The organism is Geomicrobium sp. JSM 1781026 (assembly GCF_041949955.1).
Classification (GTDB): domain Bacteria; phylum Bacillota; class Bacilli; order Bacillales; family Marinococcaceae; genus Geomicrobium_A.
Window position 1 is genome coordinate 1 of the sequence record NZ_JBHFQF010000014.1, and the last position, 24,780, is coordinate 24,780.

Genomic DNA, 24,780 nt, shown 5'->3' on the forward strand with positions numbered 1-24,780 from the left:
GGGCCGGTGATTGGGGTGAAGTCGTAACAAGGTATCCCTACCGGAAGGTGGGGATGGATCACCTCCTTTCTATGGAGACTTACTCTTCCTGAGCGGAAGAGATAAGATACGCCCTCTCTTACGAGAGAGGGCAGGAAATCGCTTATTTTTCATTCAGTTTTCAGCGGACAATATTATGAATCGTTGAATATAGATGGGCCTGTAGCTCAGCTGGTTAGAGCGCACGCCTGATAAGCGTGAGGTCGGTGGTTCGAGTCCACTCAGGCCCACCATCTATCTAAACAACAACATATGGGGCCTTAGCTCAGCTGGGAGAGCGCCTGCTTTGCACGCAGGAGGTCAGCGGTTCGATCCCGCTAGGCTCCACCATACATAATGATTCAAGACAAGCAGATCTGCTTGTCTTTTTTTGTGTTGGTTCACTTGCAACAAAGCGGCAAATATATTATATTAAAGTCAAAGATAGTCAAGGTCAGGGGGTGTGGATATGAGCAATAATATATCTGATGTGATTGAGCAATACTTGAAAGCGATCTTAACTGAAGAAGAACGAAATTTAATTGAAATTAAAAGAAGTGAGTTAGCGAAGCACTTTGAATGTGTTCCGTCGCAAATAAATTATGTGATTCGCACACGATTTACGGTTGAAAAAGGCTATATTGTGGAAAGTAAAAGAGGTGGAGGCGGATATATCCGCATCAAAAAGGTAGATCACTCTGATGACTTGGAGCTCATCGATCAGTTACTCCATTTGATTGGCGCTCGCATTGACCAGTCTGCAGCTAACAGTGTCATTTATCGGCTGTATGAGGAGAAAGTCGTGACAAAGCGTGAAGCGGTTTTAATGGAGGCGGTCGTACAGCGAGAAGTGCTCGCATTAACTTCTGCTGTTCATCGTGACACACTAAGGGCGAACGTACTAAAAGCGATGCTAGATCGCTTAAAATATAAAGTCTGACGCCGGGAGGGATGCAGATGCTCTGTCAGCAATGCGAAGAGCGGCGCGCAACGTTAAAATTTACGAAGGTTGTAAACGGGCAAAAGACAGAAAAGCACTTATGTGAGTTTTGTGCTAAAGAAAAAGGAGAAGCGTTGCCGGGAACGAATAGTTACTCTATACACGATCTATTGTCAGGCATGCTGAACCTAGACCCTAGTGAGATTAAAGCGAACTCTTCACTCGGGAGTCTGTCGCAGGTAAAAAAGCAAAAACCAGATCTTGCCTGCCCGAAATGCTCGTTGAAATACAAAGCATTTGTGCAAAATAGCCGCTTTGGTTGTTCTTACTGTTATAAAGCATTCGAAGAAAAGCTCGAACCGATACTAAAACGCGTACATGGTGGCAATCATGTTCATAGAGGAAAAATACCGAAACGTGTAGGAGGTCGACTAGAGCAAGAGCGAAAGATAACAAAGCTACAAGAGAGTATGCAAGGCTATATTCAAAAGGAAGAGTTTGAGCAAGCAGCAATGATTCGCGATGAAATTCGGCAATTGAGATCTGCTGTAGACAAGGGGGACGATGAATAATGTCGCTAGAGCAATTTATTTCAAAGGCGATTAGTCCTTGGATGAAGCAGTCAGGTCCCGAAGATGATATTGTGTTGAGCAGTAGAATTCGCTTAGCTCGAAATTTGGAAGATTATCCTTTTCCTTTTAAATCATCAAACGATGCCGCACAAGCGCTGTATAAACATTTGCACGCACGATTGGCAAACAAGGAGCTTGATGGTGTCGGTCACTTGTCTTGGTTCTCCATGAAGGACTCTTCCGACATTGAAAAGCAAGTACTTGTAGAGAAACATTTAACAAGCCCACAGCTAGCCGAAGGATCTTCCGAAGCTGCAGTTGTTTTAAGTGAGGATGAATCTATAAGCATTATGGTGAATGAAGAAGACCACTTGCGTATTCAATGTTTATCACCGGGTCTTCAATTGACTCAAGCCTATGAAATGGGAAATGCGATTGATGATTGGATTGAAGCGAATGTTGATTACGCGTTTGATGAGAAAAGGGGATATTTAACGAGCTGCCCAACGAATGTGGGTACTGGCTTGAGGGCATCGGTTATGATGCATTTACCTGGGCTTGTGACGACATCTCAACTCTCGCGCATTATCCCGGCAGTAAATCAGATCGGGCTTGTCGTTCGCGGCATATACGGTGAAGGCAGTGAAGCAAGAGGTAACCTGTTCCAAATTTCAAATCAGATGACACTCGGAAAAACTGAAACAGATATTATTGACGACTTACGAAGCGTTGTCCTTCAGCTTATTGAACGGGAAAGACTGGCCCGTGAGAAGTTGTATGAGTCGAAAAAATTACAGCTAGCAGATCAAGTTTATCGCTCTTATGGTATCCTTGCGAACAGTCGTATCATAGAATCAAAAGAGGCGGGTCAACATTTATCGAATTTACGTTTAGGGATTGATCTTAATCTGATTCAAGGTGTTGACAGCAGTGTATTAAATGATTTGATGATTCTTATTCAACCGGCGTTTTTACAGCAATACGCTCAAAAAGCATTATCAACAGAGCAACGTGACGAGCGAAGGGCATCATTAATTCGAGAACGATTGAAGCTTGAAAACATATAAAGTGGAGGTGGTCGACCATGATGTTTGGCCGTTTTACAGAGAGAGCACAGAAAGTATTAGCTTTAGCACAGGAAGAAGCGGTTCGACTCGGTCATACGAATATCGGAACGGAGCATATTCTTCTCGGTTTGCTACGTGAAGGTGATGGCATTGCAGCAAAGGCGCTTCAAGCGTTAAATCTCGGTTCAGAAAAAGTGCAGACAGAGGTTGAGAACTTGATTGGCGCTGAAGGCAACGGCACGAGCACGCAAGAAACACCACACTACACACCCCGTGCTAAAAAGGTTATTGAACTGTCGATGGATGAAGCGAGGAAACTCGGTCATTCCTATGTAGGTACGGAACACATTCTTCTCGGTCTGATTCGAGAAGGTGAGGGAGTAGCTGCACGTGTATTAAACAACCTAGGTGTTAGTTTAAATAAAGCTCGCCAACAAGTATTACAACTGCTAGGTAGCAATGAATCTTCCAGTAGTGCTGGTGCAGGACAAAGCGGAGGTGCTGCAGGTGGCAACGTAAACACACCTACCCTTGATAGCCTTGCACGTGATTTGACGAGTGTTGCCAAGGAAGAAAACCTTGATCCTGTTATTGGCCGAGGAAATGAGATTCAACGTGTGATTCAAGTATTGTCCAGACGTACGAAAAACAACCCAGTGCTTATTGGGGAGCCTGGCGTTGGTAAAACAGCTGTAGCAGAAGGTCTTGCACAAGCGATTGTCGCTAATGAAGTTCCAGAGACGTTGCGCGGTAAGCGTGTGATGACATTAGACATGGGAACCGTCGTCGCGGGGACGAAATACCGGGGTGAATTCGAAGATCGTTTGAAAAAAGTTATGGAAGAAATTCGTCAAGCAGGTAATGTGATCTTGTTTATTGATGAACTTCACACGTTAATTGGCGCAGGGGGTGCAGAAGGAGCAATTGATGCCTCAAACATTCTAAAGCCATCGCTTGCAAGAGGGGAGCTTCAGTGCATTGGGGCGACTACTCTCGATGAGTATCGTCGGTACATCGAAAAAGATGCAGCATTAGAGCGACGTTTTCAGCCAATTACTGTTGACGAGCCAACACTTGAAGAGTCAGAGCAAATCTTACTCGGATTAAGAGATCGATACGAGGCGCACCACAGGGTAACGATTACAGATGAGGCCATCTCTGAGGCTGTTAAGATGTCTGATCGTTATATTTCCGATCGGTTCTTGCCAGATAAAGCGATTGATTTAATTGATGAAGCGGCATCAAAAGTCCGTTTGCGTTCATATACGGCTCCACCTAGCTTGAAAGATATGGAACAAAAGCTAGAAGAAACACGTAAAGAGAAAGACGCAGCGGTCCAAAGTCAAGAATTTGAAAAGGCAGCGTCTCTTCGGGATAGTGAGCAGCGCCTTCGTGAGGAATTGGATCAGCTCAAAGATGAGTGGAAAGAAAAGCAAGGGCAAGAAAACACAGAAGTGTCCATGAACGATATTGCTGAAGTAGTGGCGAGTTGGACTGGAATCCCAGTAACAAAACTTGCTGAGGAAGAAACAGAGCGTTTGCTTAAAATGGAAGACATTCTTCATGACCGTGTCGTCGGTCAAGATGAAGCGGTCATTGCCGTCTCTAAAGCCGTTCGCCGTGCAAGGGCAGGTTTGAAAGATCCGAAGCGTCCAATCGGCTCGTTTATTTTCCTAGGTCCTACGGGTGTCGGGAAAACAGAACTAGCACGTGCAGTTGCCGAGACGCTGTTTGGTGACGAAGACGCAGTTCTTCGCGTTGACATGTCGGAGTATATGGAGAAGTACTCGACGAGTCGACTCGTTGGTTCACCTCCAGGCTACGTCGGTTACGACGAGGGTGGACAACTGACTGAAAAGGTCCGCCAAAAGCCGTATTCCGTTATTCTTTTAGATGAGATCGAAAAGGCGCACCCAGATGTGTTCAATATTCTACTGCAAGTGTTAGAAGATGGTCATCTCACTGACTCAAAAGGACGGAAGGTTGATTTTAGAAATACAGCGATTATCATGACGTCAAACGTCGGTGCAAGTGCGCTCAAGGAAAACAAATACGTCGGGTTCACGACACAAACCGAAGACGCTAAATACGGTGATATGAAAGATAAGGTCATTGGAGAACTGAAAAAGACGTTCAGACCAGAATTTCTTAACCGTATTGACGAAACGATCGTCTTCCACAGCTTAGAGAAGAAACACATTAAAGAAATTGTTGGGCTAATGGCTACAGAACTGCAAAACCGTTTGGCTGAACAAGAGATTACGTTTGTACTCACCGATGAAGCAAAAGAAAAGATTGCGGATGAAGGGTTTGACCCTGAGTACGGTGCACGACCTTTACGTCGTGCCCTACAGAAGCAAGTAGAAGATCGATTATCTGAAGAACTGTTACGTGGAAGAATTAAAAAAGGGGAGACGGCAGTCATTACGTATCGTGATGGGGAGTTTGTCGTTGACCTTAAGGAAGCTCAAGAAGCTAAGTAATCATGACTCACGAAAAAGCCGGGTGCTCCCGGCTTTTTTTGTAACACAATCATAGAAAAAACGACGTTTTACATAGGGGGAGAATATGGCGAAGACAAAAACGAAATTCGTATGCCAAGAGTGTGGCTACGAATCAATGAAATGGATGGGCCGCTGCCCAGGTTGTCAGAACTGGAATACACTCGTTGAGGAACTGGAAACACCAAAAACGACAAGAGGTTCAGTGAGCACTCGATCAATCGCCTCAGGAACAACAAATGAACCACAAAAGATTACTGAAGTAACAAGAGAAGATGAACCGCGATTGACGACGAAGTTATCTGAACTTAACCGAGTGCTCGGCGGAGGAATTGTTCCTGGATCCCTCGTGTTGGTTGGTGGTGACCCGGGTATTGGGAAATCGACGTTGCTTTTGCAGTTATCAGCGATATTAGCTGCGGATAACAAGAAAGTGTTGTACATATCCGGGGAGGAATCTGTGAAACAGACGAAGATGCGTGCGGAACGTTTGCATGCTCAGGCGAAAGATTTATACGTGTATACAGAAACGGATACGACAAGAATTGATCGCGCAGTGGAGAGCATTCAACCTGAAGTGGTCATTATTGACTCGATTCAGACGATGCAAACGTCAGATATAACATCCGCTCCGGGTAGTGTCGCGCAAGTCCGAGAGTCTACAGGCATTTTTATGAACATGGCAAAATCAAAAGGGATCGCTGTCTTTGTCGTTGGTCACGTGACAAAACAAGGATCGATTGCCGGACCGAAAATGCTGGAGCACATGGTAGACGCTGTTTTGTATTTTGAAGGAGAGCGCCATCATACGTACAGGATATTACGAGCGGTAAAAAACCGTTTTGGCTCGACGAATGAAATTGGGATCTTTGAAATGAATGAAGAAGGGCTGCGGCAAGTGTTAAACCCTTCAGAAATATTTTTGGAGGAAAGGACAGAAGGGGTAGCTGGTGCGACCGTTGTAGCCTCTCTTGAAGGGACGCGCCCCGTACTCGTTGAATTGCAGGCGCTCGTCGCTCCGACGAGTTATGCCAACCCAAGACGAACATCAACCGGCGTTGACCATAACCGTGTTTCTATGCTCATGGCTGTGCTTGAAAAGCGTGTAGGAATGTTGTTACAAAATCAAGATGCGTACATTAATGTTGCGGGTGGTGTGAAATTGGACGAACCTGCAGTCGACTTAGGAATTGCCGTTAGTATTGCATCAAGTTTTCGGAATGAAGTGACACAACCAACAGATGTGGCCATAGGTGAAGTGGGTTTGACTGGAGAGATAAGAAGGGTATCTAGAATCCAAGAGCGCGTTAAAGAAAGTGCGAAGCTAGGATTTAAACGTTGCATCGTACCGTCAAAGAATTTGGGCGGTTGGAAAGTGCCTGCAGACATTGAGTGTATCGGTGTTCAGACGTTAGAAGAAGCATTGGATGTGATGTTAGGAGAACGTGCGAAAAAGTGGTAATTGAAAAGGGAGAGAGAACCTCATGAGGGAAGCGAGCCGCAAACACTTTATTGAGAATGTATTTCCGTTTTTAGCGCCAGGTACACCATTGCGTGATGGCATTGATAATGTATTACGTGCTGGGTCAGGGGGCTTGGTTGTCATTGGATTTAGTGACGAAGTGAAAGAAGTCGTCGATGGTGGATTTCAAATTCAAGCTGATTACTCCCCGTCCCAACTGTATGAACTCGCGAAGATGGATGGCGCAATTATTTTAAGTAAAGATATTCAACAAATTATGTTTGCGAATGTACAACTCATTCCTAATAGTAAAATTAGCTCAAACGAAACCGGGATGCGTCATCGTACAGCAGAGCGGGTAGCTAAGCAAACGAAAGCCCTCGTTATCGCAATATCTGAAAGGAGAAATGTCATTACACTCTATCAAGGTGAGCACCAGTATACTCTTAAAGATATGAGTGTGATCCTCACGAAGGCAAACCAAGCGATACAAACATTAGAAAAGTACAAGGCTGTATTGGATCAAAGTATGACCAATTTAGGGGCGCTAGAGTTTGAGAGGCTCGTTACTTTTCAAGATGTTTCTCAAGTCATTCATCGTGTGGAGATGGTACTACGGGTAAAACGAGAATTAATTACGTATGTCCACGAGCTAGGCAATGAAGGCCGTTTGATTACGATGCAATTAAATGAGCTTTTAGCGAACGTTGAGCGAGAGGCATTGTTACTCTTAAAAGATTACGTTGAACATGAGGGAGTGTCAGCGGCGAAAGCCTTCCATGACTTGCAGATCGCTTCTGATCAGCACGCGTTGAATGATGAATACATTCGCGAATTCCTGAAGCTTAGTGCTGACATTGAACAGCAGCATGTTCTTCACTCTAGAGGGTATCGTCTTATGCACCGTATACCGAGGTTGCCACCGTCGATTATTGAGAATATCATTTCTTATTTTCATACGCTACAGGAGGTTCATGAAGCGAGTCTCGAAGACTTAGAAAGCGTGGATGGTATTGGAGAGGCAAGGGCAAGGCTTGTAAAAGAAGGGCTAAACCGTGTGCAAGAGCAATTGTTTATTGATCGTCATATTTAAACGACCAACAAAGCAGGTAATCCGTTTACACTGAATAGTAATATCCAGTGATCTGGAAGTGAATTAATTGAAAGATCATTGAAAAATCACAGATTAAAAGATTAACCCTTTCTATTTCTGTCCATAATGATTACAGGAGGTGACTGAAAATGTTAAAACGTATCGTCCAAGTGTTCTTTGTCATTCTTGGTGGGGCGCTCGGCTTTATCTTTTATCCTGAACTTATATCATTATTATCGGTTGAGATCCCTGGATGGATGGCAAGCGATTATATTGGAGGATTACTTGGCGGGGGATTGTTTTTCGTGCTTTCCCTCTGGTTAGCAGATCCGATTACACGCGCATTGAGCATTGCAGAGGAAGCGATTGTGAAAGCACCGATTACAAACGTGCTTTTTGGAACGATCGGTCTGTTGCTTGGACTCATGGTCGCGTATCTAATTGGAATTCCTTTGGGTGAAATATCCTTTTCGGTCTTTAGTCAAATATTGCCGATCTTTCTCACGGTGCTGTTTGGTTACTTTGGTTATCGTATCGGATCACAAAAGCGAGATGAGCTGATTTCGCTCGTCAGCAACTTTGGTAAAGGCTCGAACAAGGACTCCAAACAAGAGTCTAGTAGCGATAAAGGTGTACCGACAAAGATCTTTGATACGAGTGTCATCATTGATGGAAGAATTGCAGACGTATGTCGGACGCGATTTTTGGAAGGGACCGTTGTCATTCCTAAGTTCGTATTGGACGAACTTCAACACATTGCTGATTCATCGGATGCGTTGAAGAGAAACCGAGGTCGTAGAGGGCTTGATATTTTGAATCAGATTCAAAAGGAATTACCCGTACAAGTGAAGATTGAAGATATCGATTTTGATGATGTACAAGGTGTTGATAGCAAGCTCGTGAAGCTGGCGCAAAAGACATCTGGAATTGTTGTGACCAATGACTTCAATTTGAATAAAGTGTGCGATCTTCAAGGTGTACCGGTTCTTAACATTAATGACCTAGCCAATGCCGTAAAGCCCGTCGTGCTTCCAGGAGAAGAGATGCACGTGCAAGTGATTAAGGATGGGAAAGAGGCGAACCAAGGCATCGGTTACCTTGATGATGGGACGATGATTGTGATTGAGGAAGGGCATAAATATATCGGACAGCAAATTGATGTTGTCGTGACGAGTGTATTGCAAACAAGTGCAGGCCGAATGATTTTTGCCAAGCCGAAGCAAATGCATAAAGAGAAAGCTTTATAGTATGGAAATGCCGCGAAGAGCACGGATGTACGAGTTGCTTTTCGCGGTATTTCGGTTGTATGATAAAGAATGGCACATGAAATGATTCGGATAGGGGCACACGGGTTATGAACTATTCAGTCGTCGTTCTTGCTGCTGGGCAAGGCAAACGAATGCAAGCGGGTAAGAATAAGCAATTTATTATGCTTGAAGATGACCCGGTGATTATACATACGTTACGCGTATTTGAAAATGATTCATCGTGCGATGAAATGATCGTCGTCGTTAATGAGAATGAAGTGCAGGAAATGAAACAGTTGTTCCAAACATATAAACTGAAAAAGCTCACCGATGTCATTGTTGGTGGGGCGGAGCGCCAAGATAGTGTGTACGAGGGATTGAAGGTGATCGATCAACCTAGCGACCGCGTCGTACTCATTCATGATGGTGCACGTCCTTTCGTTCAAGAACGCGACCTACACCGACTCGTTGATCGTGTAGATGCTGAACACGGAGCGGTATTGGCTGTACAAGTGACTGATACGGTAAAAAAAGTAAACGAAGAGCTCATTCAAGAGACGATCCCGCGGGATGGGTTATGGGCAGTGCAAACCCCGCAGGCGTTTCCTTTTGCATTGATTAAGAATGCACATGCACATGCAAAAGAAGCAAATGTTTATGGAACCGATGATGCGAGCCTCGTGGAGCGTCTAGGTAAGCATGTCCGTATTGTAGAAGGAAGTCGGGAGAACATGAAGCTTACAACCCCATATGACATTAAACTAGCGACAATTTTACTTGAGTTAAGAGCAAAGGAGGCAGGCCAGTGAGAATTGGACAAGGCTTTGATGTACACGCGTTTGCAGAGGACACAGATCTCATCATTGGTGGATTAAAGCTAGAGTATCCGCTAGGTCTGAAAGGTCATTCTGATGCCGATGTGTTGTTGCACGCCATCAGCGACGCGCTTTTAGGTGCGATTGCACAAGGAGATATTGGCAAGCACTTTCCAGATACTGACCCGGCATTTAAAGGTGCTGATTCGTCTGTGCTACTCGAGCATGTGTACGAAATGGTCAAAAATGAAGGACTAGTTTTAGGGAATTTAGATTGTACGATTATCGCAGAAAAGCCAAAAATGGCTCCGTATATTCTGCCGATGAGAGAACGAATTGCTGGACTGTTAGATGCAGAGTTGAACCAAGTGAATGTAAAAGCGACCACTTCAGAAAAATTAGGATTTACGGGCAGACAAGAAGGAATTGCAGCGATGGCGACCGTTCTTCTACAAGCCGAGTAAATCATGATATACTAATGACCAAGGAAAAGGGACGGTGATCGATATGACGGATGTGCGCGTGCGTTTTGCACCAAGTCCGACAGGGCACTTGCATATTGGTGGTGCGAGGCAAGCATTGTTTAACTATCTTTTTGCAAAGCACCATAACGGGAAATTTATTATACGAATTGAAGATACGGACCAAGCACGAAATGTGGAAGCCGCAACCGACAAATTGCTAAATAGCATGAAGTGGCTCGGCGTTGTTTGGGATGAAGGTCCAGACGAAGATGGTGGGTTTGGTCCGTACCGCAGTATGGAGCGGATGGATACGTATGAGAAGTACGTTCAACAACTTCTTGACCAAGACCTCGCGTATTATTGTTACATGACGAGCGAAGAGCTTGAAAAAGAACGTGAGGAGCAGCTCGCCCGTGGGGAGATGCCTAAGTATAGCGGGCGGGATCGGAACCTTACTGCAGATGAGCGGGCCGCTTATGAAGCGAAAGGTATCGAACCTGTTGTTCGTTTTAAAGTACCTGGTAGTGAAACAATTCATATTGATGATGCAATCCGGGGTGAAGTTTCTTTTGATACAGATGGTATCGGTGACTTTATTATTGCGAGAACCGATGGTGTTCCGACGTACAACTTCGCAGTGAGCGTGGATGATTATCTTATGAAGATTTCCCACGTTATTCGCGGAGAAGAACACCTATCCAACACGCCACGTCAGGTCATGATCTATCAAGCATTAGGGTTCACATCACCCACATTTGCTCACGCACCGCTCATCCTCAACCCAGACCGACAAAAGATGAGTAAACGTGACGAGTCAATCATGCAATTTGTTGAGCAATATCAAGATTACGGATACCTTCCTGAAGCACTCGTGAATTTCCTTGCTTTACTCGGTTGGTCACCCGTTGGCGAGGAAGAAATCTTTACGATGGATAACTTGATTGAGCAGTTTAGCTTGGAGCGGGTATCGAAGGCTCCAGCAGTGTTTGATGAAAGTAAGTTGGCTTGGGTAGGAAATCAGTATATGAAATCAGCGGATGTGGAGCGCGTAACCGAGCTATCCATTCCATTTCTACAAAAAGCGGGTCGGATTTCTGAAAACCTGTCAGCAGATGAGCATGCGTGGGTAACGTCTCTCGTTGGGATTTATCAAGAGCAAATGCACTACGCGGCTGAAATCGTTGAGTTAACGGAACTCTTTTTCAAGGAACACGTAGACTATGAGGGAGAAGCTGCGGAAGTAATTGGTGCTGAGCATGTTCCGCAAGTGATGGAATCTCTTGCACGACAAATTGATCAATTAGATGTATTTGAAGCCGATGAGATCAAAAAAGCAATCAAAGCGGTGCAAAAAGAAACAGGTGCTAAAGGAAAACAACTCTTTATGCCGATTCGTGTAGCTGTCACGGGACAAACGCATGGACCGGAGTTGCCAAAAGCGATTGAGCTAATTGGTAAAGATGCCGTGCTCGCACGTGTAAACAAAGCGGCACAACAATCTTCATAAACTGAACATCGATAAGGATAAGTAGCAATGCAGTCGTCTTTTACAGAGACGGTCGGATAGTGGGAACGACCGATGGACACGCTTTGTGAATGCCCCTTTGAGTCTCGCGTTGAACAAGTTTCAAGTAGGCGCGGGCGGTGAGTAGCCGTTATCTACAAAGAGTCACGCCCGATCAACCTGGCGTATACAGAGTGGAACCGCGCAAAAGCGCCTCTGTGCAGAACATGCACAGAGGCGCTTTTTTTAAGCCGTTTCTTTCGTCAGGTAAAGAGAATTTTGCTACAGTATAGCTTAGTCATCTGCAATTAGGGGATACTAAAGACAATACTATGCAAATGAACGGAATGATTGATTTAGGATACACAATACAATGTAAGGTGCATACCATTGGGAGGGAAACTATGTGGCGGACATTCAAAAGTGATATCGATGTTGTCTTTCAACGAGACCCAGCTGCCCGGAGTCGTTTTGAAGTTATCCTCTCGTATTCCGGTGTTCATGCGATATGGGCACACCGCATCGCCCACTGGCTTTGGAAGAAGAAGTTCTATCTATTAGCGCGGGTGCTTTCCCAGCTTAGCCGTTTTATTACCGGCATTGAAATTCATCCAGGGGCGCAAATTGGGCAACGGCTGTTTATTGATCATGGCATGGGCGTTGTCATCGGAGAGACGTGCGAAATCGGCAACGACGTTACGATTTATCAAGGAGTGACCCTTGGGGGTACAGGGAAGGAAAAAGGAAAGCGCCACCCGACAGTAGAGGATCACGTGCTTTTTGCATCGGGAGCTAAAGTGCTCGGTTCAATGACGATTGGAAGAAACTCTAATATTGGTGCAGGTGCTGTCGTTTTGCATGAGGTGCCACGAAACAGTACGGTCGTAGGGATTCCAGGACGTGTTGTCATTCAAGATGGCATCCGTGTGAGTGAGAACCTACACCATCACTTATTGCCCGACCCTGAAAATGATCGGTTCCGGCTACTTGAAAAAGAAGTGGAGCGTCTAAGGCGCGAGCTTAAAGAATGCAAGCAAAGACTGGATGAGGAGTGAGTGATATGGCGATTCATATGTACAATACATTAACGCGCAGAAAAGAAGTTTTTACACCGCTTGAAGAAAACCGTGTAAAGATGTATGTGTGCGGACCAACCGTATATAACTATATTCATATTGGAAATGCGAGGCCGGCGGTTGTTTTTGATATGGTCCGTCGGTATCTCGAATATAAAGGGTATGACGTCGAGTATGTGTCGAACTTCACGGATGTGGACGACAAAATCATTCGGGCAGCACAAGATGCCGGAGAAGATGTGTTCCAACTAGCTGAACGCTTTATTGAAAAATACCATGAAGACACAGAAGCGCTCGGTGTGCGAGAAGCAGATGCCCATCCGCGTGTGACAAACACGATGGATGAAATTATTGAGTTTATTGAAGCGCTCATTGAGAAGGACTATGCGTATGAAGCCGGTGGAGATGTATATTTTCATACGAAAGCATTCCCGGATTATGGGAAGTTATCTGGGCAAGCCGTCGATGAATTGCGCTCAGGCGCTAGAATTGAAGTAGGAGAACAGAAGAAAGACCCCCTTGATTTCGCGCTTTGGAAGAAAGCGAAAGACAAAGAGATTAAATGGGAGAGCCCTTGGAGTGAGGGACGTCCAGGTTGGCACATTGAATGCTCAGCAATGGTGAAGAAATACCTTGGTGACACGATTGACATTCATGCAGGAGGCCAGGATCTCACATTTCCACACCATGAGAATGAAGTGGCTCAGTCGGAAGCGCTAACGGGCAAGCAGATGGCAAACTACTGGTTGCATAACGGATATATCCAAATTGACAACGAAAAGATGTCAAAGTCACTTGGAAACTTTGTACTCGTCAATGAACTCATCGAGCAACATGACCCTAAAGTCGTTCGCTTTTTCATCCTACAAGCGCATTATCGACATCCGTTAAATTTCAACCAAGAGTTGTTGGAATCAGCCGCATCAGGGCTTGGGCGCATCCAAACCTTTATCCAAAATGTACAGCATCGAAGAAAAGAAAGTGCCAACCTTGGCGAATCTGAAGTCTGGTTAAATCGTATGGAGAAGTACAAGAAACGTTTCATTGATGAAATGGACGATGATTTTCATACAGCCAATGCGATCACAACGATGTTTGAGTTCGTCAAGGAAGGTAATCGTTACCTTGATGAAGCTAACACGTCCACTAACGTACTCGATGCGATGCTGCAATTGTTTGAGGAGTGGGGCCGTGTGTTAGGTGTGGCGTTCATTCCTGAAGAAGAACTGCTTGATGAAGAAGTGGATACACTTATTCAGCAGAGAAAAGAAGCGCGTGAAAATCGGCAATTTCAAAAAGCAGATGAGATTCGCGATCAGCTAACGGAAAAAGGAATCATCCTCGAAGACACAGCACAAGGTACACGATGGAAAAGGGGCTAACCCTATGCGCGGAACAGACTATAAACAGTTAAACGGTCTAGCTTTGGCATACATTGGCGATGCAGTTTATGAGCTGTATGTACGGTCTTATCTTGTCTACGCTGGGTACGGTCGCCCTAACGATTTACATCGAGCGGCTACCTCTTACGTGAGTGCAAAGGCACAAGCCAGTGTGCTCACGTATTGGCTTGATGAGGGCGTTTTAACGGAAGAAGAGACAGCCATTGCTAAACGAGGTCGTAATGCGAAATCAGGCAGTGTTCCAAAGAACACCGACCCAGGAACCTACCGGTATAGTACAGGGTTTGAAGCGGTGATTGGTTACGTCCATATGAGTGGTGACCAAGAACGTAAAAATCAGTTATTACGAGAAGCAGTCGCAAAGATTGACGAGGGGGAAGACACATGAATGATGAAGAGTGGCTCGCGGGGAGAAATGCTGTAATAGAGGGACTGCGTTCCTCGCAATCGATACAGAAGATTTGGGTAGCAGATGGAGTGAAAAAAGCATCCATCCAAGAGACGATCACACGAGCAAAAGAGCAAAATATCGTCATTCAAACCGTGCCTAAAAAGAAGCTTGATGCACTCATTGGTCATCAAAACCATCAAGGAATTATCGCCTCGATCGCCGCACATGCGTATGCAGATATCGAGACGTTATTTTCTGCTGCTAGTAATCGTGGACAAGCCCCGTTCTTCATTCTTTGTGACGGCATTGAAGACCCACAAAACCTAGGTTCAATTTTACGAACCGCAGATGCAGCTGGCGCCCATGGCGTTATCATCCCGAAGCGGGGGGCGAGCGGTCTAACCTCGATCGTAGCAAAAGCTTCTGCCGGTGCCATTTCCCACGTTCCGGTCGTTAAGGTTACAAATATGGCGCGAACAATGAAAGAGCTCAAAGACCGCGGGCTTTGGATTGTGGGTAGTGACGCCTCTGGACAAGGAGATTACCGGGAGCTAGATGCGAGCATGGCCATTGGTCTTGTCATTGGTAGCGAAGGTAAGGGGATGAGCCGTCTCGTGAAAGAATCGTGTGATTTTCTTTATCAAATTCCGTTGCACGGTCATGTGACATCCTTAAACGCTGCAGTAGCGGGTAGTCTGTTTATGTTTGAAGTGCAGCGAAAACGCTACCCGTTAGGAAGGTAACTCGATGAAAGAGTATGTTGTTGTGGACGGATATAACATCATTGGCGACTGGCCAGAACTCGTGGAACGAAAAAAACATTCCCTCGTAGACGCAAGAGATATGCTTATTGAGCAAATGGCAGAATACCAGGCGATTACAGGTCGTACTGTTGTCATCGTATTCGATGCCCACCTTGTCAGAGGGATTGGTGCTAAAGAGAAGCAATTCCGAGTTGAAGTCATCTATACAAAAGAAAAGGAAACTGCAGACGAGCGAATTGAGAAGCTCGTCAAAAAGTTAAAGAATGTGAACACGCAAGTATATGTGGCAACTTCTGATTACCTCGAACAACGTGTCATTTTTGGTAGTGGTGCTCTTCGAACCTCCGCTCGGGAGCTAAGAAACCAGCTTGTTGATGTCGAAAAAAGCATTAGGCAGACAGTAAAAGATGTCGAGCGTGAGCCAAACCAAGGAAAAATTGCGCTTAGTGAGGAAGTTGCTGAATTCTTTGACAAATGGCGTCGAAAAGGGCAATGACTTATTGATTCTCGTTCTTGACTACTATATACTTAGTTACTATACACCGAAGTCGAGGGCGAGGGATTGTCATGAACGCACACGTCTTAGAGAAGAGTCAGCCATTTGTCGAAAACACTGAAAGAAACTTTGCTACCGAAGATGAAAGACTAGTAGAAGCTGTTCGTTATGGGAACTCCGCTGCTTTGGAACAACTCATTCACAAGTACAAGAACTTTGTCCGCGCGAAAGCGAGATCGTACTTTCTGATCGGGGCAGATCATGAAGATATTGTCCAAGAAGGTATGATTGGTTTGTACAAAGCGATTCGCGATTTTAACGGGGACAAGCTTTCTTCGTTCAGAGCGTTTGCGGAGTTGTGTATCACTCGTCAGATAATTACGGCTATTAAGACAGCGACGCGCCAAAAGCACATTCCATTAAACTCCTATGTTTCATTGGACAAGCCTATGTATGATGAGGAGTCCGACCGTACTCTTATGGATGTAGTTTGTAGCTCGCTCATTAGTAACCCTGAAGAAATGTTAATTAATCAAGAGGAACTCACAGACATTGAAGGGAAAATTAATGAAGTGCTTAGTGATTTAGAACAACAGGTACTTCGCCTTTATTTAGACGGACAATCGTACCAAGAGATATCCGCAGATTTAAATCGACACGTCAAGTCAATCGACAATGCATTGCAACGTGTAAAGAGAAAGTTAGAACGGTATATCGAAATGAGAAACGTGCCGGGTTAATATTCGCGCAATTTGAAATAGCAGAATCTTCATTTGCTTTATTGTTAGGCGAGATGTAGAGGGGGTGGTCCGTCACGCGCCCCCTCATATTGACATGAATGGGCAATTATGATATTCTGCACTCTGTATAGTAGATAACTTGTCTGGTCTATAATGAATGTATACATGATCACAACAACAACCACCGTGAATGCGGTTGTTTTTTTATGTTTAACGAAATAAATCGACGACCTATGGGGGTGTCTTGCAAGTGACGAATCCTGTTCAATTTCTAAAAGAAGTCGGAAAACAAATGAAACAAGTAACGTGGCCGACACCAAGCGAGCTTTATAAATATACGAAAATTGTATTGATTACAGTTATTTTCATGTCGATCTTCTTTGCAGTTGTGGATTACGGCTTTTCAGAACTTGTACGGTTGTTCTTGTAGTTGACATGATTATGAATGATGAGAGGAGGACAGCAGTCGCGATTGACTGATGACCCTATGGATAAGAACTGGTATGTTGTTCATACGTACTCTGGGTATGAAAACCGAGTGAAAGCGAACCTTGAAAAACGAGTAGAATCAATGGAAATGCTTGATAAAATTTTCCGTGTCCTCGTTCCGGTAGAAGAAGAAACAGAAACAAAGAACGGCAAAACGAAAACGGTAAATCGTAAGACATTTCCTGGATATGTTCTCGTTGAGATGGTCATGACGGATGACTCTTGGTATGTGGTTCGTAACACACCAGGAGTTACTGGATTTGTCGGCTCTTCGGGCGCGGGATCAAAACCGACAGCGCTTTTGCCAGATGAAGTGGATTCGATTCTAAGGCAGATGGGCGTGGAAGCTCCGAAAGCAGAAATTGACTTAGAAATTAAAGAGTCGGTGAAAGTAAAAGAAGGACCGTTTACTGATTTCACAGGGACGGTTGAGGAAATTAGTCTTGAGAAACAGAAAGTAAAAGTGCATGTGAACATGTTTGGTCGAGAAACACCGGTAGAATTAGAATTCCATCAAGTTGAGAAACTCTCATAACAATTTCCACTTGCGCTTCATCCCGCTGGATGATAAGATTTTAATGTTTGCATCAACTATCACAATTGGTAGTTGTCAACAAGTGGGAGGGCACGTTTGCCCGAAACACCACATTACGAACGAAGGAGGTGTGTCGCGTGGCTAGAAAAGTTCAAACCGTAGTGAAGCTACAGATTCCTGCAGGTAAAGCTAACCCGGCACCACCGGTCGGTCCTGCCCTTGGTCAGGCTGGTGTAAATATCATGGGCTTCTGTAAAGAGTTTAACGCACGTACACAGGAGCAAACAGGAACTATTATTCCTGTTGAGATTACTGTTTATGAAGACCGTTCATTCACATTTGTGACGAAGACTCCACCAGCAGCGATTCTTCTTAAAGAAGCAGCTGGAGTACAATCTGGTTCTGGAGAGCCGCACAAAGTGAAGGTTGCATCAGTAACTGCTGAACAAGTACGTGGAATCGCTGAAACGAAGATGGAAGACTTAAACGCTGCTGATCTTGATGCTGCTGTAAAGATGATTGAAGGTACAGCGCGTAGCATGGGGATCACTGTTGAAGGCTAACGATTAGTCGCAATAGAACGGCAAGAAAGGTTGCGATCACCGGCGAAAATCGGGCTTTCGCAACCTTGATTCTTGTATGATTGTCTTTCTCTAGGAATGAATCTTCTCTAGCGATTAAGCGTGGGAGGTCAAACCGTTAAAACCACAAAAAGAGGAGTTGTTAGATATGGCTAAGAAACACGGTAAGAAATACGAAGACGCAAAGAAACAAGTCGATGTTACGAAAGAATACACTGCAAGCGAAGCCATTGAGCTTGTGAAAAAAGTTGCTCCGGCAAACTTTGATGAAACAGTTGAGGTAGCTGTGCGTCTTGGCGTAGACCCTCGTAAAGCGGATCAACAAATCCGTGGCGCGGTCGTTCTTCCAAATGGTACGGGCAAAACTCAACGTGTTCTTGTATTTGCAAAAGGTGAAAAAGCGAAGGAAGCTGAAGAAGCAGGCGCGGACTTCGTTGGTGAAGAAGACCTTGTAAACAAAATCCAACAAGGTTGGATGGACTTTGACGTCGTTGTTGCAACACCAGACATGATGGCGCAAGTTGGTAAATTAGGTCGTGTGCTTGGACCAAAAGGTCTAATGCCAAACCCGAAAACGGGTACAGTAACAATGGATGTGACTCAAGCTGTTAACGAAATCAAAGCGGGTAAAGTAGAATACCGCGTTGAAAAAGCAGGAAATGTACACGTTCCAATTGGAAAAGTATCCTTTACTGAAGAGCAACTGCTAGCGAACTTCAAAACCATTCTCGATATCCTTGCAAAAGCGAAGCCTTCTGCAGCGAAAGGTACGTACATGAAGAACATTGCTGTATCTTCATCTATGGGACCGGGTGTGAAAGTTAGTACGTCTGGCTTCACTAGCTAATTTTTCCGTATTGACATTTGATCGGCCGCTATATATAATGAGAACGGCTAATGAATAACTATACTGCCGCAGACAGTAGGTGCACATTGTGCGTAAATCCTGCCGAGGTATCGATTTGATAGAATAGACACGATTGTGTCCTTCTGAATCTCCTCTGTCTGTGTGTATGCATAGGCAGGGGAGTTTTTTGATCCTCTGAACGGCAAATTTTCAGGAGGTGGAATGATGAGCAGTGTAATCGAGCAGAAACAAGCCGTTGTTAACGAGATTATCGGTAAATTTAACGACAGTGAGTCCATCATCTTAGTTGATTACCGCGGTCTTAGCGTAAGCCAAGACACGGAGCTTCGTACGAAGCTTCGTGAAGCAGACGTTGAGCTTAAAGTGTACAAAAACACGTTAACACGTCGTGCGACAGCGGAAACGAACTATACTGAACTGGACGAAGCTCTCGCAGGTCCGACGGCCGTAGCAACGAGCAAGACAGATGCAGTAGCAGCTGCAAGAGTACTCAACGATTTCTCTAAGGATAACGAAGCGCTTGAAATTAAAGCGGGCGTCATCCAAGGAATCGTAACGCCTGTTGAAGACATCAAGAAGATTGCTGAACTTCCTTCTTACGAAGGACTTGTATCTATGCTTCTTAGCGTACTACAAGCACCAATCAGAAACTTCGCGTTGGCTTCAAAAGCAGTTGCAGACCAAAAAGAAGAAGAAAGTGCGTAAGCACCTACTATTACACATTCCTGAAGGAGGAAATATACAATGGCTAAAGAGCAAATCATTGAAGAAATCAAAGGCATGACTGTCCTTGAATTGAACGACCTTGTTAAAGCAATCGAAGAAGAATTTGGTGTTACAGCTGCTGCACCAGTTGCAGTTGCAGGTGGCGGAGACGCAGGTGCTGCTGAAGAGCAGACTGAATTCAACGTCGTTCTTACTTCTGCTGGTTCTTCTAAAATCGGTGTTATCAAAGTGGTTCGTGGAATCACAGGCCTTGGTCTTAAAGAAGCGAAAGCTCTTGTTGACGGCGCCCCTGAAACACTTAAAGAAGGCGTAAGCAAAGACGACGCTGAAGACATGAAGAGCCAACTTGAAGAAGCTGGCGCTGAAGTCGAAATCAAGTAATTGTTCCACACAAACTTCCCTGTATCTCTTGCAGGGAAGTTTTTTTATCGATAGATTTCGAGAGTATTCGAAGGTTTGGGCGTGTTAGACTAGATTTAAAAGCTAGTGGATAAAAGGGGTGTGTGGCGTGAGTAGTCACTACTATGATTCAAAACCTACGGTCGGGAGCGAACGCGGAGAAGTCAGTATTGATGTGAACGGTGAGCGTGTGACGTACAGTACCGATCGGGGGGTATTTTCAAAAGGTGAGGTCGACTTTGGCAGTCGGTTTCTTTTGGAGACGTTCGTCGAACCTGAAGTAGCAGGAGGTATTCTTGATGTCGGCTCGGGTTACGGGACGCTTGGCATCGCGATTGCTAAAACTAGCAACCGCCATGTATGGATGACCGACATTAATGAACGAGCAGTAGCCCTCTCTAAAGAGAACGCAACAAAAAATAAAGTCGATTCACAAGTCACGGTTGTTCAAGGGTCTGTTCTTGAACGTATTCCGGATGATTTGCGATTTGCAGCCGTCGTGACGAATCCGCCAATTCGAGCGGGTAAAGACGTTGTCCATCAAATCTTTGAAGATGTGCACCGGGTTTTAGAGAATGGTGGTGAGCTGTGGGTCGTCATTCAAAAGAAGCAAGGGGCCCCGTCAGCCAAAAAGAAATTAGTGGAGTTGTTTGGTGACGTTGAAGAGGTAGCGAAACGAAAAGGGTACTCACTTTTTCGGAGTCGGAAATAAAAAAAGAAAAGAATATTTGACCGGTTGTTGAATTTGTGATACTATCATTTAATGCGTATAACCGTCTCTTTTTATGCATTTTTTTCGATAAAAAGAGGAGTATAAAGGTTATTGCGGTCGGGAAGACTAAGTGAATACGAGTAAAAGAGGTTGGTATTTTTATCCTGTATAATATGAACCTTTTTCGGTTTTTTACACGGTTTTCCCGCCGTTTTATATAACGATCGGCATCATCCTAGATGATTGTTTCCCCCATTTTAACAAAAATGGCAGAGTCTTGCCGAGGCTATTGGGATCAGTAAAAAATACGCGGATTTGAGGGGTGAATTCGTTGACAGGTCAACTCATTCAGTATGGACGCCATCGCCAGCGAAGAAGCTACGCGCGGATTAGTGAAGTTCTTGATCTTCCTAATCTCATCGAGATTCAGACAGCTTCATATCAATGGTTCCTTGACGAAGGGATTCGTGAGATGTTTCAAGACATTTCACCGATTGAAGATTTTACGGGAAATCTAGTGCTGGAATTCATCGATTACAGCTTAGGTGAACCAAAGTACTCTGTTGAGGATTCAAAGGAGCGGGATGTAACATATTCAGCGCCTTTACGGGTGAAAGTTCGTTTAATGAATCAAGAAACAGGCGAAGTGAAAGAACAAGAAGTATTCATGGGCGACTTTCCGTTGATGACGGATACAGGTACTTTTGTAATTAATGGTGCCGAGCGAGTCATCGTTTCCCAACTCGTCCGCTCTCCAAGTGTATATTACAGTCGCAAGACTGATAAGAACGGTAAGAAAGGCTTCACGGCTACGGTCATTCCAAACCGTGGTGCGTGGTTAGAGCTAGAAACCGATGCAAAAGACATTGTATACGTACGTATTGATCGTACACGTAAGCTCCCTGTAACGGTACTCCTTCGTGCTTTAGGTTTTGGTTCCGACCAAGACATCGTTGATCTCATTGGTGAGAACGAATACTTGAGAAACTCATTAGAGAAAGACAACACGGAAGATACAGAGAAAGCTTTATTAGAAATCTATGAGCGTCTTCGCCCAGGTGAGCCGCCGACGGTGGATAACGCCCGTAGTCTATTGGAATCACGTTTCTTTGATCCGAAGCGTTACGACTTTGCAAATGTTGGACGTTATAAGATTAACAAGAAGCTCCATATTAAAGATCGCTTATTTAACCAAGTGCTAGCTGAAACATTAGCAGACCCTGAAACTGGCGAAGTGATTGCTGAAGAAGGCACACAGATTGATCGTCGCACATTAGACCGCCTCATGCCTTACATTGAGAACGATCTTGGGTTTAAAACGTATACCGTTGCCGACGGTGTTGTTGAAGACGCCGATATTAATGTGCAATCGATTAAGATTTATGCACCGAACGACCCTGAAGGCGAGCAAACGATTCAGGTCATTAGTAACGGTGTGATTGATAAGAGCATCAAGAACATTACAGCGGAAGATATTATCGCTTCGATCAGTTATTTCTTTAACCTTCTTCACGGGGTCGGAAATACTGACGATATTGACCACTTAGGAAACCGTCGTCTTCGTTCTGTTGGTGAATTGTTACAGAACCAATTCCGTATCGGGCTTTCTAGAATGGAACGTGTGGTTCGTGAGCGTATGTCAATTCAAGACCCTAGCCAGATAACACCGCAGGCTTTAATTAACATTCGCCCAGTGATCGCCTCCATCAAAGAGTTCTTTGGTAGCTCACAGCTATCTCAGTTCATGGATCAAACGAACCCACTTGCTGAACTTACACACAAGCGTCGTTTATCTGCACTAGGGCCTGGTGGTTTGACAAGAGAGCGTGCCGGAATGGAAGTACGAGACGTTCACTACTCCCACTATGGTCGGATGTGTCCGATTGAGACTCCAGAAGGGCCGAACATCGGTTTGATTAACTCGTTATCGAGTTACGCAAAAGTGAATGCGTTTGGTTTTATGGAAGCTCCGTACCGTCGTGTTGACCCAGAAACTGGGCGAGTCACCGAACGTATTGATTACTTGACTGCAGATGAAGAGCACAACTACGTTGTTGCGCAAGCGAATGCGAAGTTAAATGACGATGGAACGTTTGTTGATGATGATATTATTGCACGTTTCCGTGAAGAGAATACAATCGTTTCTAAAGATCGTATTGATTATATGGACGTATCACCGAAACAGGTCGTTTCCGCGGCGACTGCATCCATTCCATTCCTTGAAAATGACGACTCCAACCGAGCGTTAATGGGAGCGAACATGCAGCGTCAAGCCGTACCGTTGTTGCAGCCAGAAGCACCCGTTGTTGGAACAGGCATTGAGTATGTTTCGGCGAAAGACTCGGGAGCTGCTGTTGTTGCAAGAGAACGCGGCATTGTAAAACGAGTAACGGCTCGTGAGATTCGTATTCGCAAGCTCGTTGACGTTGATGGCAAAGAAGTTGAGACAGACGATCAAGTGTATCGTATGTCGAAGTTTATTCGCTCGAACCAAGGAACGAGTTACAACCAACGTCCAATTGTGTCTGAAGGCGACATCGTAGATAAAGGTGAAGTTCTTGCTGATGGACCTTCTATGGATAAAGGTGAGATGGCTCTTGGTCGCAACGTTCTCGTTGGCTTTATGACCTGGGATGGTTATAACTATGAGGATGCGATCATTCTAAGTGAGCGACTCGTGAAAGATGATGTATTCACATCCATTCACATTGAAGAGTATGAATCAGAGGCTCGGGACACGAAACTCGGTCCAGAAGAGATTACACGCGACATTCCAAACATCGGTGAAGATGCGCTTCGAAACTTAGATGAGCGCGGAATTATCCGCGTAGGTGCTGAAGTGAAAGACGGCGACATTCTTGTCGGTAAAGTAACCCCGAAAGGGATGACTGAACTGACAGCAGAAGAACGTCTGCTTCATGCGATCTTTGGTGAGAAGGCACGTGAAGTTCGTGATACATCACTTCGTGCACCTCACGGTGGCGATGGAATTGTCCTCGATGTGAAGATTTTCAACCGTGACGATGGTGATGAATTGCCACCAGGTGTTAATCAGCTTGTGCGCGTATACATCGTGCAAAAGCGTAAGATTAACGAAGGTGACAAGATGGCTGGACGCCACGGGAATAAAGGTGTTATTTCACGAATTCTTCCTGAAGAAGATATGCCGTATCTTCCTGATGGGACACCAATCGACATTATGCTTAACCCGCTTGGAGTACCATCGCGTATGAACATCGGACAAGTGCTTGAGATGCACCTTGGAATGGCTGCACGTCAGCTAGGTATCCACGTCGCTTCTCCAGTATTTGATGGTGCTCGCGAGGAAGATGTGTGGGAGACGCTAGAAGAAGCAGGTATGGCAAGAGACGGTAAGACCATTCTTTATGATGGTCGTACTGGAGATGCATTCGACAACCGTGTGTCTGTCGGCGTCATGTACATGATTAAGTTGGCGCACATGGTTGATGATAAATTGCATGCACGTTCTACTGGACCATACTCTCTCGTTACGCAACAACCGTTGGGTGGTAAAGCTCAATTTGGTGGTCAGCGTTTTGGAGAGATGGAAGTTTGGGCACTTGAAGCATACGGTGCTGCGTACACACTTCAAGAGATTTTAACGGTGAAATCCGATGACGTTGTTGGACGTGTGAAAACGTACGAAGCGATCGTGAAAGGCGAAAACGTGCCTGAACCTGGGGTTCCAGAATCATTCAAAGTATTGATTAAAGAACTCCAAAGTCTCGGTATGGATGTAAAAATGCTATCAAGCAACGAAGAAGAGATTGAAATGAAAGAGCTGGACGACGAAGAAGAGCAATCGAATGATAAAATGAACCTGAAGCTTGAAACAACGGAAAACGCCTAAGGTTTTGCAATCGGTAAAGGAAAGCCCCGTGCGGGGCTCTTTACCT

The 24,780-nt window shown here is 44.9% G+C and carries 24 protein-coding genes, 2 tRNA genes, 1 rRNA gene and 2 other annotated features; all 27 genes read left to right on the forward strand.

Translation table 11 applies throughout. From position 1 onward, the window contains the following. Window positions 1–69, forward strand: a 16S ribosomal RNA gene (locus tag ACE1TF_RS18505); the annotation flags it as partial. Between the two features lie 126 nt (window positions 70–195). After that, window positions 196–272: transfer RNA gene (locus ACE1TF_RS18510), tRNA-Ile, on the forward strand. 21 nt (window positions 273–293) lie between these two features. After that, window positions 294–369: transfer RNA gene (locus tag ACE1TF_RS18515), tRNA-Ala, on the forward strand. Window positions 370–487: 118 nt separating this feature from the next. Further along, window positions 488–958, forward strand: a complete 471-nt coding sequence (locus tag ACE1TF_RS18520) for a CtsR family transcriptional regulator (protein WP_042402052.1) — start codon at window positions 488–490, stop codon at window positions 956–958. A 17-nt stretch (window positions 959–975) separates the two neighbouring features. After that, window positions 976–1,530 carry a protein-arginine kinase activator protein McsA gene (gene mcsA / locus ACE1TF_RS18525; RefSeq protein ID WP_375018993.1) on the forward strand — a complete coding sequence of 185 codons (555 nt, stop codon included), beginning with the start codon at window positions 976–978 and terminating at the stop codon, window positions 1,528–1,530. After that, window positions 1,530–2,597, forward strand: coding sequence for a protein-arginine kinase McsB (gene mcsB, locus ACE1TF_RS18530; protein ID WP_042402057.1), 1,068 nt, complete (start codon window positions 1,530–1,532; stop codon window positions 2,595–2,597). Before mcsA ends, mcsB begins: the two co-directional genes overlap by 1 nt. 17 nt (window positions 2,598–2,614) lie before the next feature. Beyond that, the gene (gene clpC, locus ACE1TF_RS18535; RefSeq protein ID WP_375018995.1) at window positions 2,615–5,080 is read left to right on the forward strand and encodes an ATP-dependent protease ATP-binding subunit ClpC; all 2,466 of its coding nucleotides are present in this window, start codon (window positions 2,615–2,617) and stop codon (window positions 5,078–5,080) included. Window positions 5,081–5,165: 85 nt separating this feature from the next. After that, a complete protein-coding gene (gene radA, locus ACE1TF_RS18540; protein ID WP_375018997.1) occupies window positions 5,166–6,560 on the forward strand; it encodes a DNA repair protein RadA in 1,395 nt (464 codons plus the stop codon). A 22-nt stretch (window positions 6,561–6,582) separates the two neighbouring features. Next, the gene (gene disA, locus ACE1TF_RS18545; protein WP_375018999.1) at window positions 6,583–7,653 is read left to right on the forward strand and encodes a DNA integrity scanning diadenylate cyclase DisA; all 1,071 of its coding nucleotides are present in this window, start codon (window positions 6,583–6,585) and stop codon (window positions 7,651–7,653) included. Window positions 7,654–7,802: 149 nt separating this feature from the next. After that, a complete protein-coding gene (locus ACE1TF_RS18550; RefSeq protein ID WP_042402060.1) occupies window positions 7,803–8,900 on the forward strand; it encodes a PIN/TRAM domain-containing protein in 1,098 nt (365 codons plus the stop codon). Between the two features lie 107 nt (window positions 8,901–9,007). Next, entirely contained in the window at window positions 9,008–9,709 is a 702-nt protein-coding gene (ispD, locus tag ACE1TF_RS18555) for a 2-C-methyl-D-erythritol 4-phosphate cytidylyltransferase (RefSeq protein ID WP_042402063.1), read from the forward strand. Then, window positions 9,706–10,179 (forward strand): 2-C-methyl-D-erythritol 2,4-cyclodiphosphate synthase, encoded by a 474-nt coding sequence (gene ispF, locus ACE1TF_RS18560; RefSeq protein WP_042402068.1) that lies wholly within the window; start codon window positions 9,706–9,708, stop codon window positions 10,177–10,179. Before ispD ends, ispF begins: the two co-directional genes overlap by 4 nt. Window positions 10,180–10,222: 43 nt before the next feature. Then, complete coding sequence (gltX, locus tag ACE1TF_RS18565) at window positions 10,223–11,686, forward strand: glutamate--tRNA ligase (RefSeq protein WP_375019057.1); 1,464 nt, start codon at window positions 10,223–10,225, stop codon at window positions 11,684–11,686. Next, window positions 11,686–11,904, forward strand: a binding site (T-box leader). Its footprint overlaps the gene before it by 1 nt. Window positions 11,905–12,087: 183 nt before the next feature. Next, a complete protein-coding gene (gene cysE / locus ACE1TF_RS18570; RefSeq protein WP_042402071.1) occupies window positions 12,088–12,738 on the forward strand; it encodes a serine O-acetyltransferase in 651 nt (216 codons plus the stop codon). Window positions 12,739–12,743: 5 nt separating this feature from the next. Further along, window positions 12,744–14,141 (forward strand): cysteine--tRNA ligase, encoded by a 1,398-nt coding sequence (gene cysS / locus ACE1TF_RS18575; RefSeq protein ID WP_375019002.1) that lies wholly within the window; start codon window positions 12,744–12,746, stop codon window positions 14,139–14,141. A gap of 4 nt (window positions 14,142–14,145) precedes the next feature. Then, the gene (locus tag ACE1TF_RS18580; protein ID WP_042402074.1) at window positions 14,146–14,550 is read left to right on the forward strand and encodes a Mini-ribonuclease 3; all 405 of its coding nucleotides are present in this window, start codon (window positions 14,146–14,148) and stop codon (window positions 14,548–14,550) included. Next, window positions 14,547–15,296 (forward strand): 23S rRNA (guanosine(2251)-2'-O)-methyltransferase RlmB, encoded by a 750-nt coding sequence (gene rlmB / locus ACE1TF_RS18585; RefSeq protein ID WP_042402077.1) that lies wholly within the window; start codon window positions 14,547–14,549, stop codon window positions 15,294–15,296. Before ACE1TF_RS18580 ends, rlmB begins: the two co-directional genes overlap by 4 nt. Before the next feature lie 4 nt (window positions 15,297–15,300). Beyond that, the gene (locus ACE1TF_RS18590; RefSeq protein WP_042402079.1) at window positions 15,301–15,813 is read left to right on the forward strand and encodes an NYN domain-containing protein; all 513 of its coding nucleotides are present in this window, start codon (window positions 15,301–15,303) and stop codon (window positions 15,811–15,813) included. A 71-nt stretch (window positions 15,814–15,884) separates the two neighbouring features. Then, complete coding sequence (sigH, locus tag ACE1TF_RS18595; protein ID WP_042402081.1) at window positions 15,885–16,553, forward strand: RNA polymerase sporulation sigma factor SigH; 669 nt, start codon at window positions 15,885–15,887, stop codon at window positions 16,551–16,553. A 250-nt stretch (window positions 16,554–16,803) separates the two neighbouring features. Further along, complete coding sequence (secE, locus tag ACE1TF_RS18600) at window positions 16,804–16,983, forward strand: preprotein translocase subunit SecE (protein ID WP_042402084.1); 180 nt, start codon at window positions 16,804–16,806, stop codon at window positions 16,981–16,983. Between the two features lie 57 nt (window positions 16,984–17,040). Beyond that, entirely contained in the window at window positions 17,041–17,577 is a 537-nt protein-coding gene (nusG, locus tag ACE1TF_RS18605; RefSeq protein WP_042402087.1) for a transcription termination/antitermination protein NusG, read from the forward strand. Between the two features lie 137 nt (window positions 17,578–17,714). Further along, on the forward strand, window positions 17,715–18,140 hold the full coding sequence (rplK, locus tag ACE1TF_RS18610; protein WP_042402090.1) for a 50S ribosomal protein L11: 426 nt from the start codon (window positions 17,715–17,717) through the stop codon (window positions 18,138–18,140). Between the two features lie 166 nt (window positions 18,141–18,306). After that, window positions 18,307–19,005, forward strand: a complete 699-nt coding sequence (rplA, locus tag ACE1TF_RS18615; protein WP_375019006.1) for a 50S ribosomal protein L1 — start codon at window positions 18,307–18,309, stop codon at window positions 19,003–19,005. Between the two features lie 48 nt (window positions 19,006–19,053). After that, window positions 19,054–19,203, forward strand: a sequence feature (ribosomal protein L10 leader region). 27 nt (window positions 19,204–19,230) lie between these two features. Next, window positions 19,231–19,731 (forward strand): 50S ribosomal protein L10, encoded by a 501-nt coding sequence (gene rplJ, locus ACE1TF_RS18620; RefSeq protein WP_375019008.1) that lies wholly within the window; start codon window positions 19,231–19,233, stop codon window positions 19,729–19,731. Window positions 19,732–19,770: 39 nt separating this feature from the next. Next, a complete protein-coding gene (gene rplL / locus ACE1TF_RS18625) occupies window positions 19,771–20,133 on the forward strand; it encodes a 50S ribosomal protein L7/L12 (protein ID WP_042402097.1) in 363 nt (120 codons plus the stop codon). Window positions 20,134–20,260: 127 nt separating this feature from the next. After that, complete coding sequence (locus ACE1TF_RS18630; protein WP_375019010.1) at window positions 20,261–20,863, forward strand: class I SAM-dependent methyltransferase; 603 nt, start codon at window positions 20,261–20,263, stop codon at window positions 20,861–20,863. 331 nt (window positions 20,864–21,194) lie between these two features. After that, window positions 21,195–24,734, forward strand: coding sequence for a DNA-directed RNA polymerase subunit beta (gene rpoB / locus ACE1TF_RS18635; RefSeq protein ID WP_375019012.1), 3,540 nt, complete (start codon window positions 21,195–21,197; stop codon window positions 24,732–24,734). Window positions 24,735–24,780: the final 46 nt, after the last annotated feature.

Coding starts and splice junctions, on each gene's coding strand:
- ACE1TF_RS18520 (WP_042402052.1), top strand. CDS start 488: ATGAGCAATAATATATCTGATGTGATTGAGCAATACTTGAAAGCGATC.
- mcsA (WP_375018993.1), top strand. CDS start 976: ATGCTCTGTCAGCAATGCGAAGAGCGGCGCGCAACGTTAAAATTTACG.
- mcsB (WP_042402057.1), top strand. CDS start 1,530: ATGTCGCTAGAGCAATTTATTTCAAAGGCGATTAGTCCTTGGATGAAG.
- clpC (WP_375018995.1), top strand. CDS start 2,615: ATGATGTTTGGCCGTTTTACAGAGAGAGCACAGAAAGTATTAGCTTTA.
- radA (WP_375018997.1), top strand. CDS start 5,166: ATGGCGAAGACAAAAACGAAATTCGTATGCCAAGAGTGTGGCTACGAA.
- disA (WP_375018999.1), top strand. CDS start 6,583: ATGAGGGAAGCGAGCCGCAAACACTTTATTGAGAATGTATTTCCGTTT.
- ACE1TF_RS18550 (WP_042402060.1), top strand. CDS start 7,803: ATGTTAAAACGTATCGTCCAAGTGTTCTTTGTCATTCTTGGTGGGGCG.
- ispD (WP_042402063.1), top strand. CDS start 9,008: ATGAACTATTCAGTCGTCGTTCTTGCTGCTGGGCAAGGCAAACGAATG.
- gltX (WP_375019057.1), top strand. CDS start 10,223: ATGACGGATGTGCGCGTGCGTTTTGCACCAAGTCCGACAGGGCACTTG.
- cysE (WP_042402071.1), top strand. CDS start 12,088: ATGTGGCGGACATTCAAAAGTGATATCGATGTTGTCTTTCAACGAGAC.
- cysS (WP_375019002.1), top strand. CDS start 12,744: ATGGCGATTCATATGTACAATACATTAACGCGCAGAAAAGAAGTTTTT.
- ACE1TF_RS18580 (WP_042402074.1), top strand. CDS start 14,146: ATGCGCGGAACAGACTATAAACAGTTAAACGGTCTAGCTTTGGCATAC.
- rlmB (WP_042402077.1), top strand. CDS start 14,547: ATGAATGATGAAGAGTGGCTCGCGGGGAGAAATGCTGTAATAGAGGGA.
- ACE1TF_RS18590 (WP_042402079.1), top strand. CDS start 15,301: ATGAAAGAGTATGTTGTTGTGGACGGATATAACATCATTGGCGACTGG.
- sigH (WP_042402081.1), top strand. CDS start 15,885: ATGAACGCACACGTCTTAGAGAAGAGTCAGCCATTTGTCGAAAACACT.
- nusG (WP_042402087.1), top strand. CDS start 17,041: ATGGATAAGAACTGGTATGTTGTTCATACGTACTCTGGGTATGAAAAC.
- rplA (WP_375019006.1), top strand. CDS start 18,307: ATGGCTAAGAAACACGGTAAGAAATACGAAGACGCAAAGAAACAAGTC.
- rplJ (WP_375019008.1), top strand. CDS start 19,231: ATGAGCAGTGTAATCGAGCAGAAACAAGCCGTTGTTAACGAGATTATC.
- rplL (WP_042402097.1), top strand. CDS start 19,771: ATGGCTAAAGAGCAAATCATTGAAGAAATCAAAGGCATGACTGTCCTT.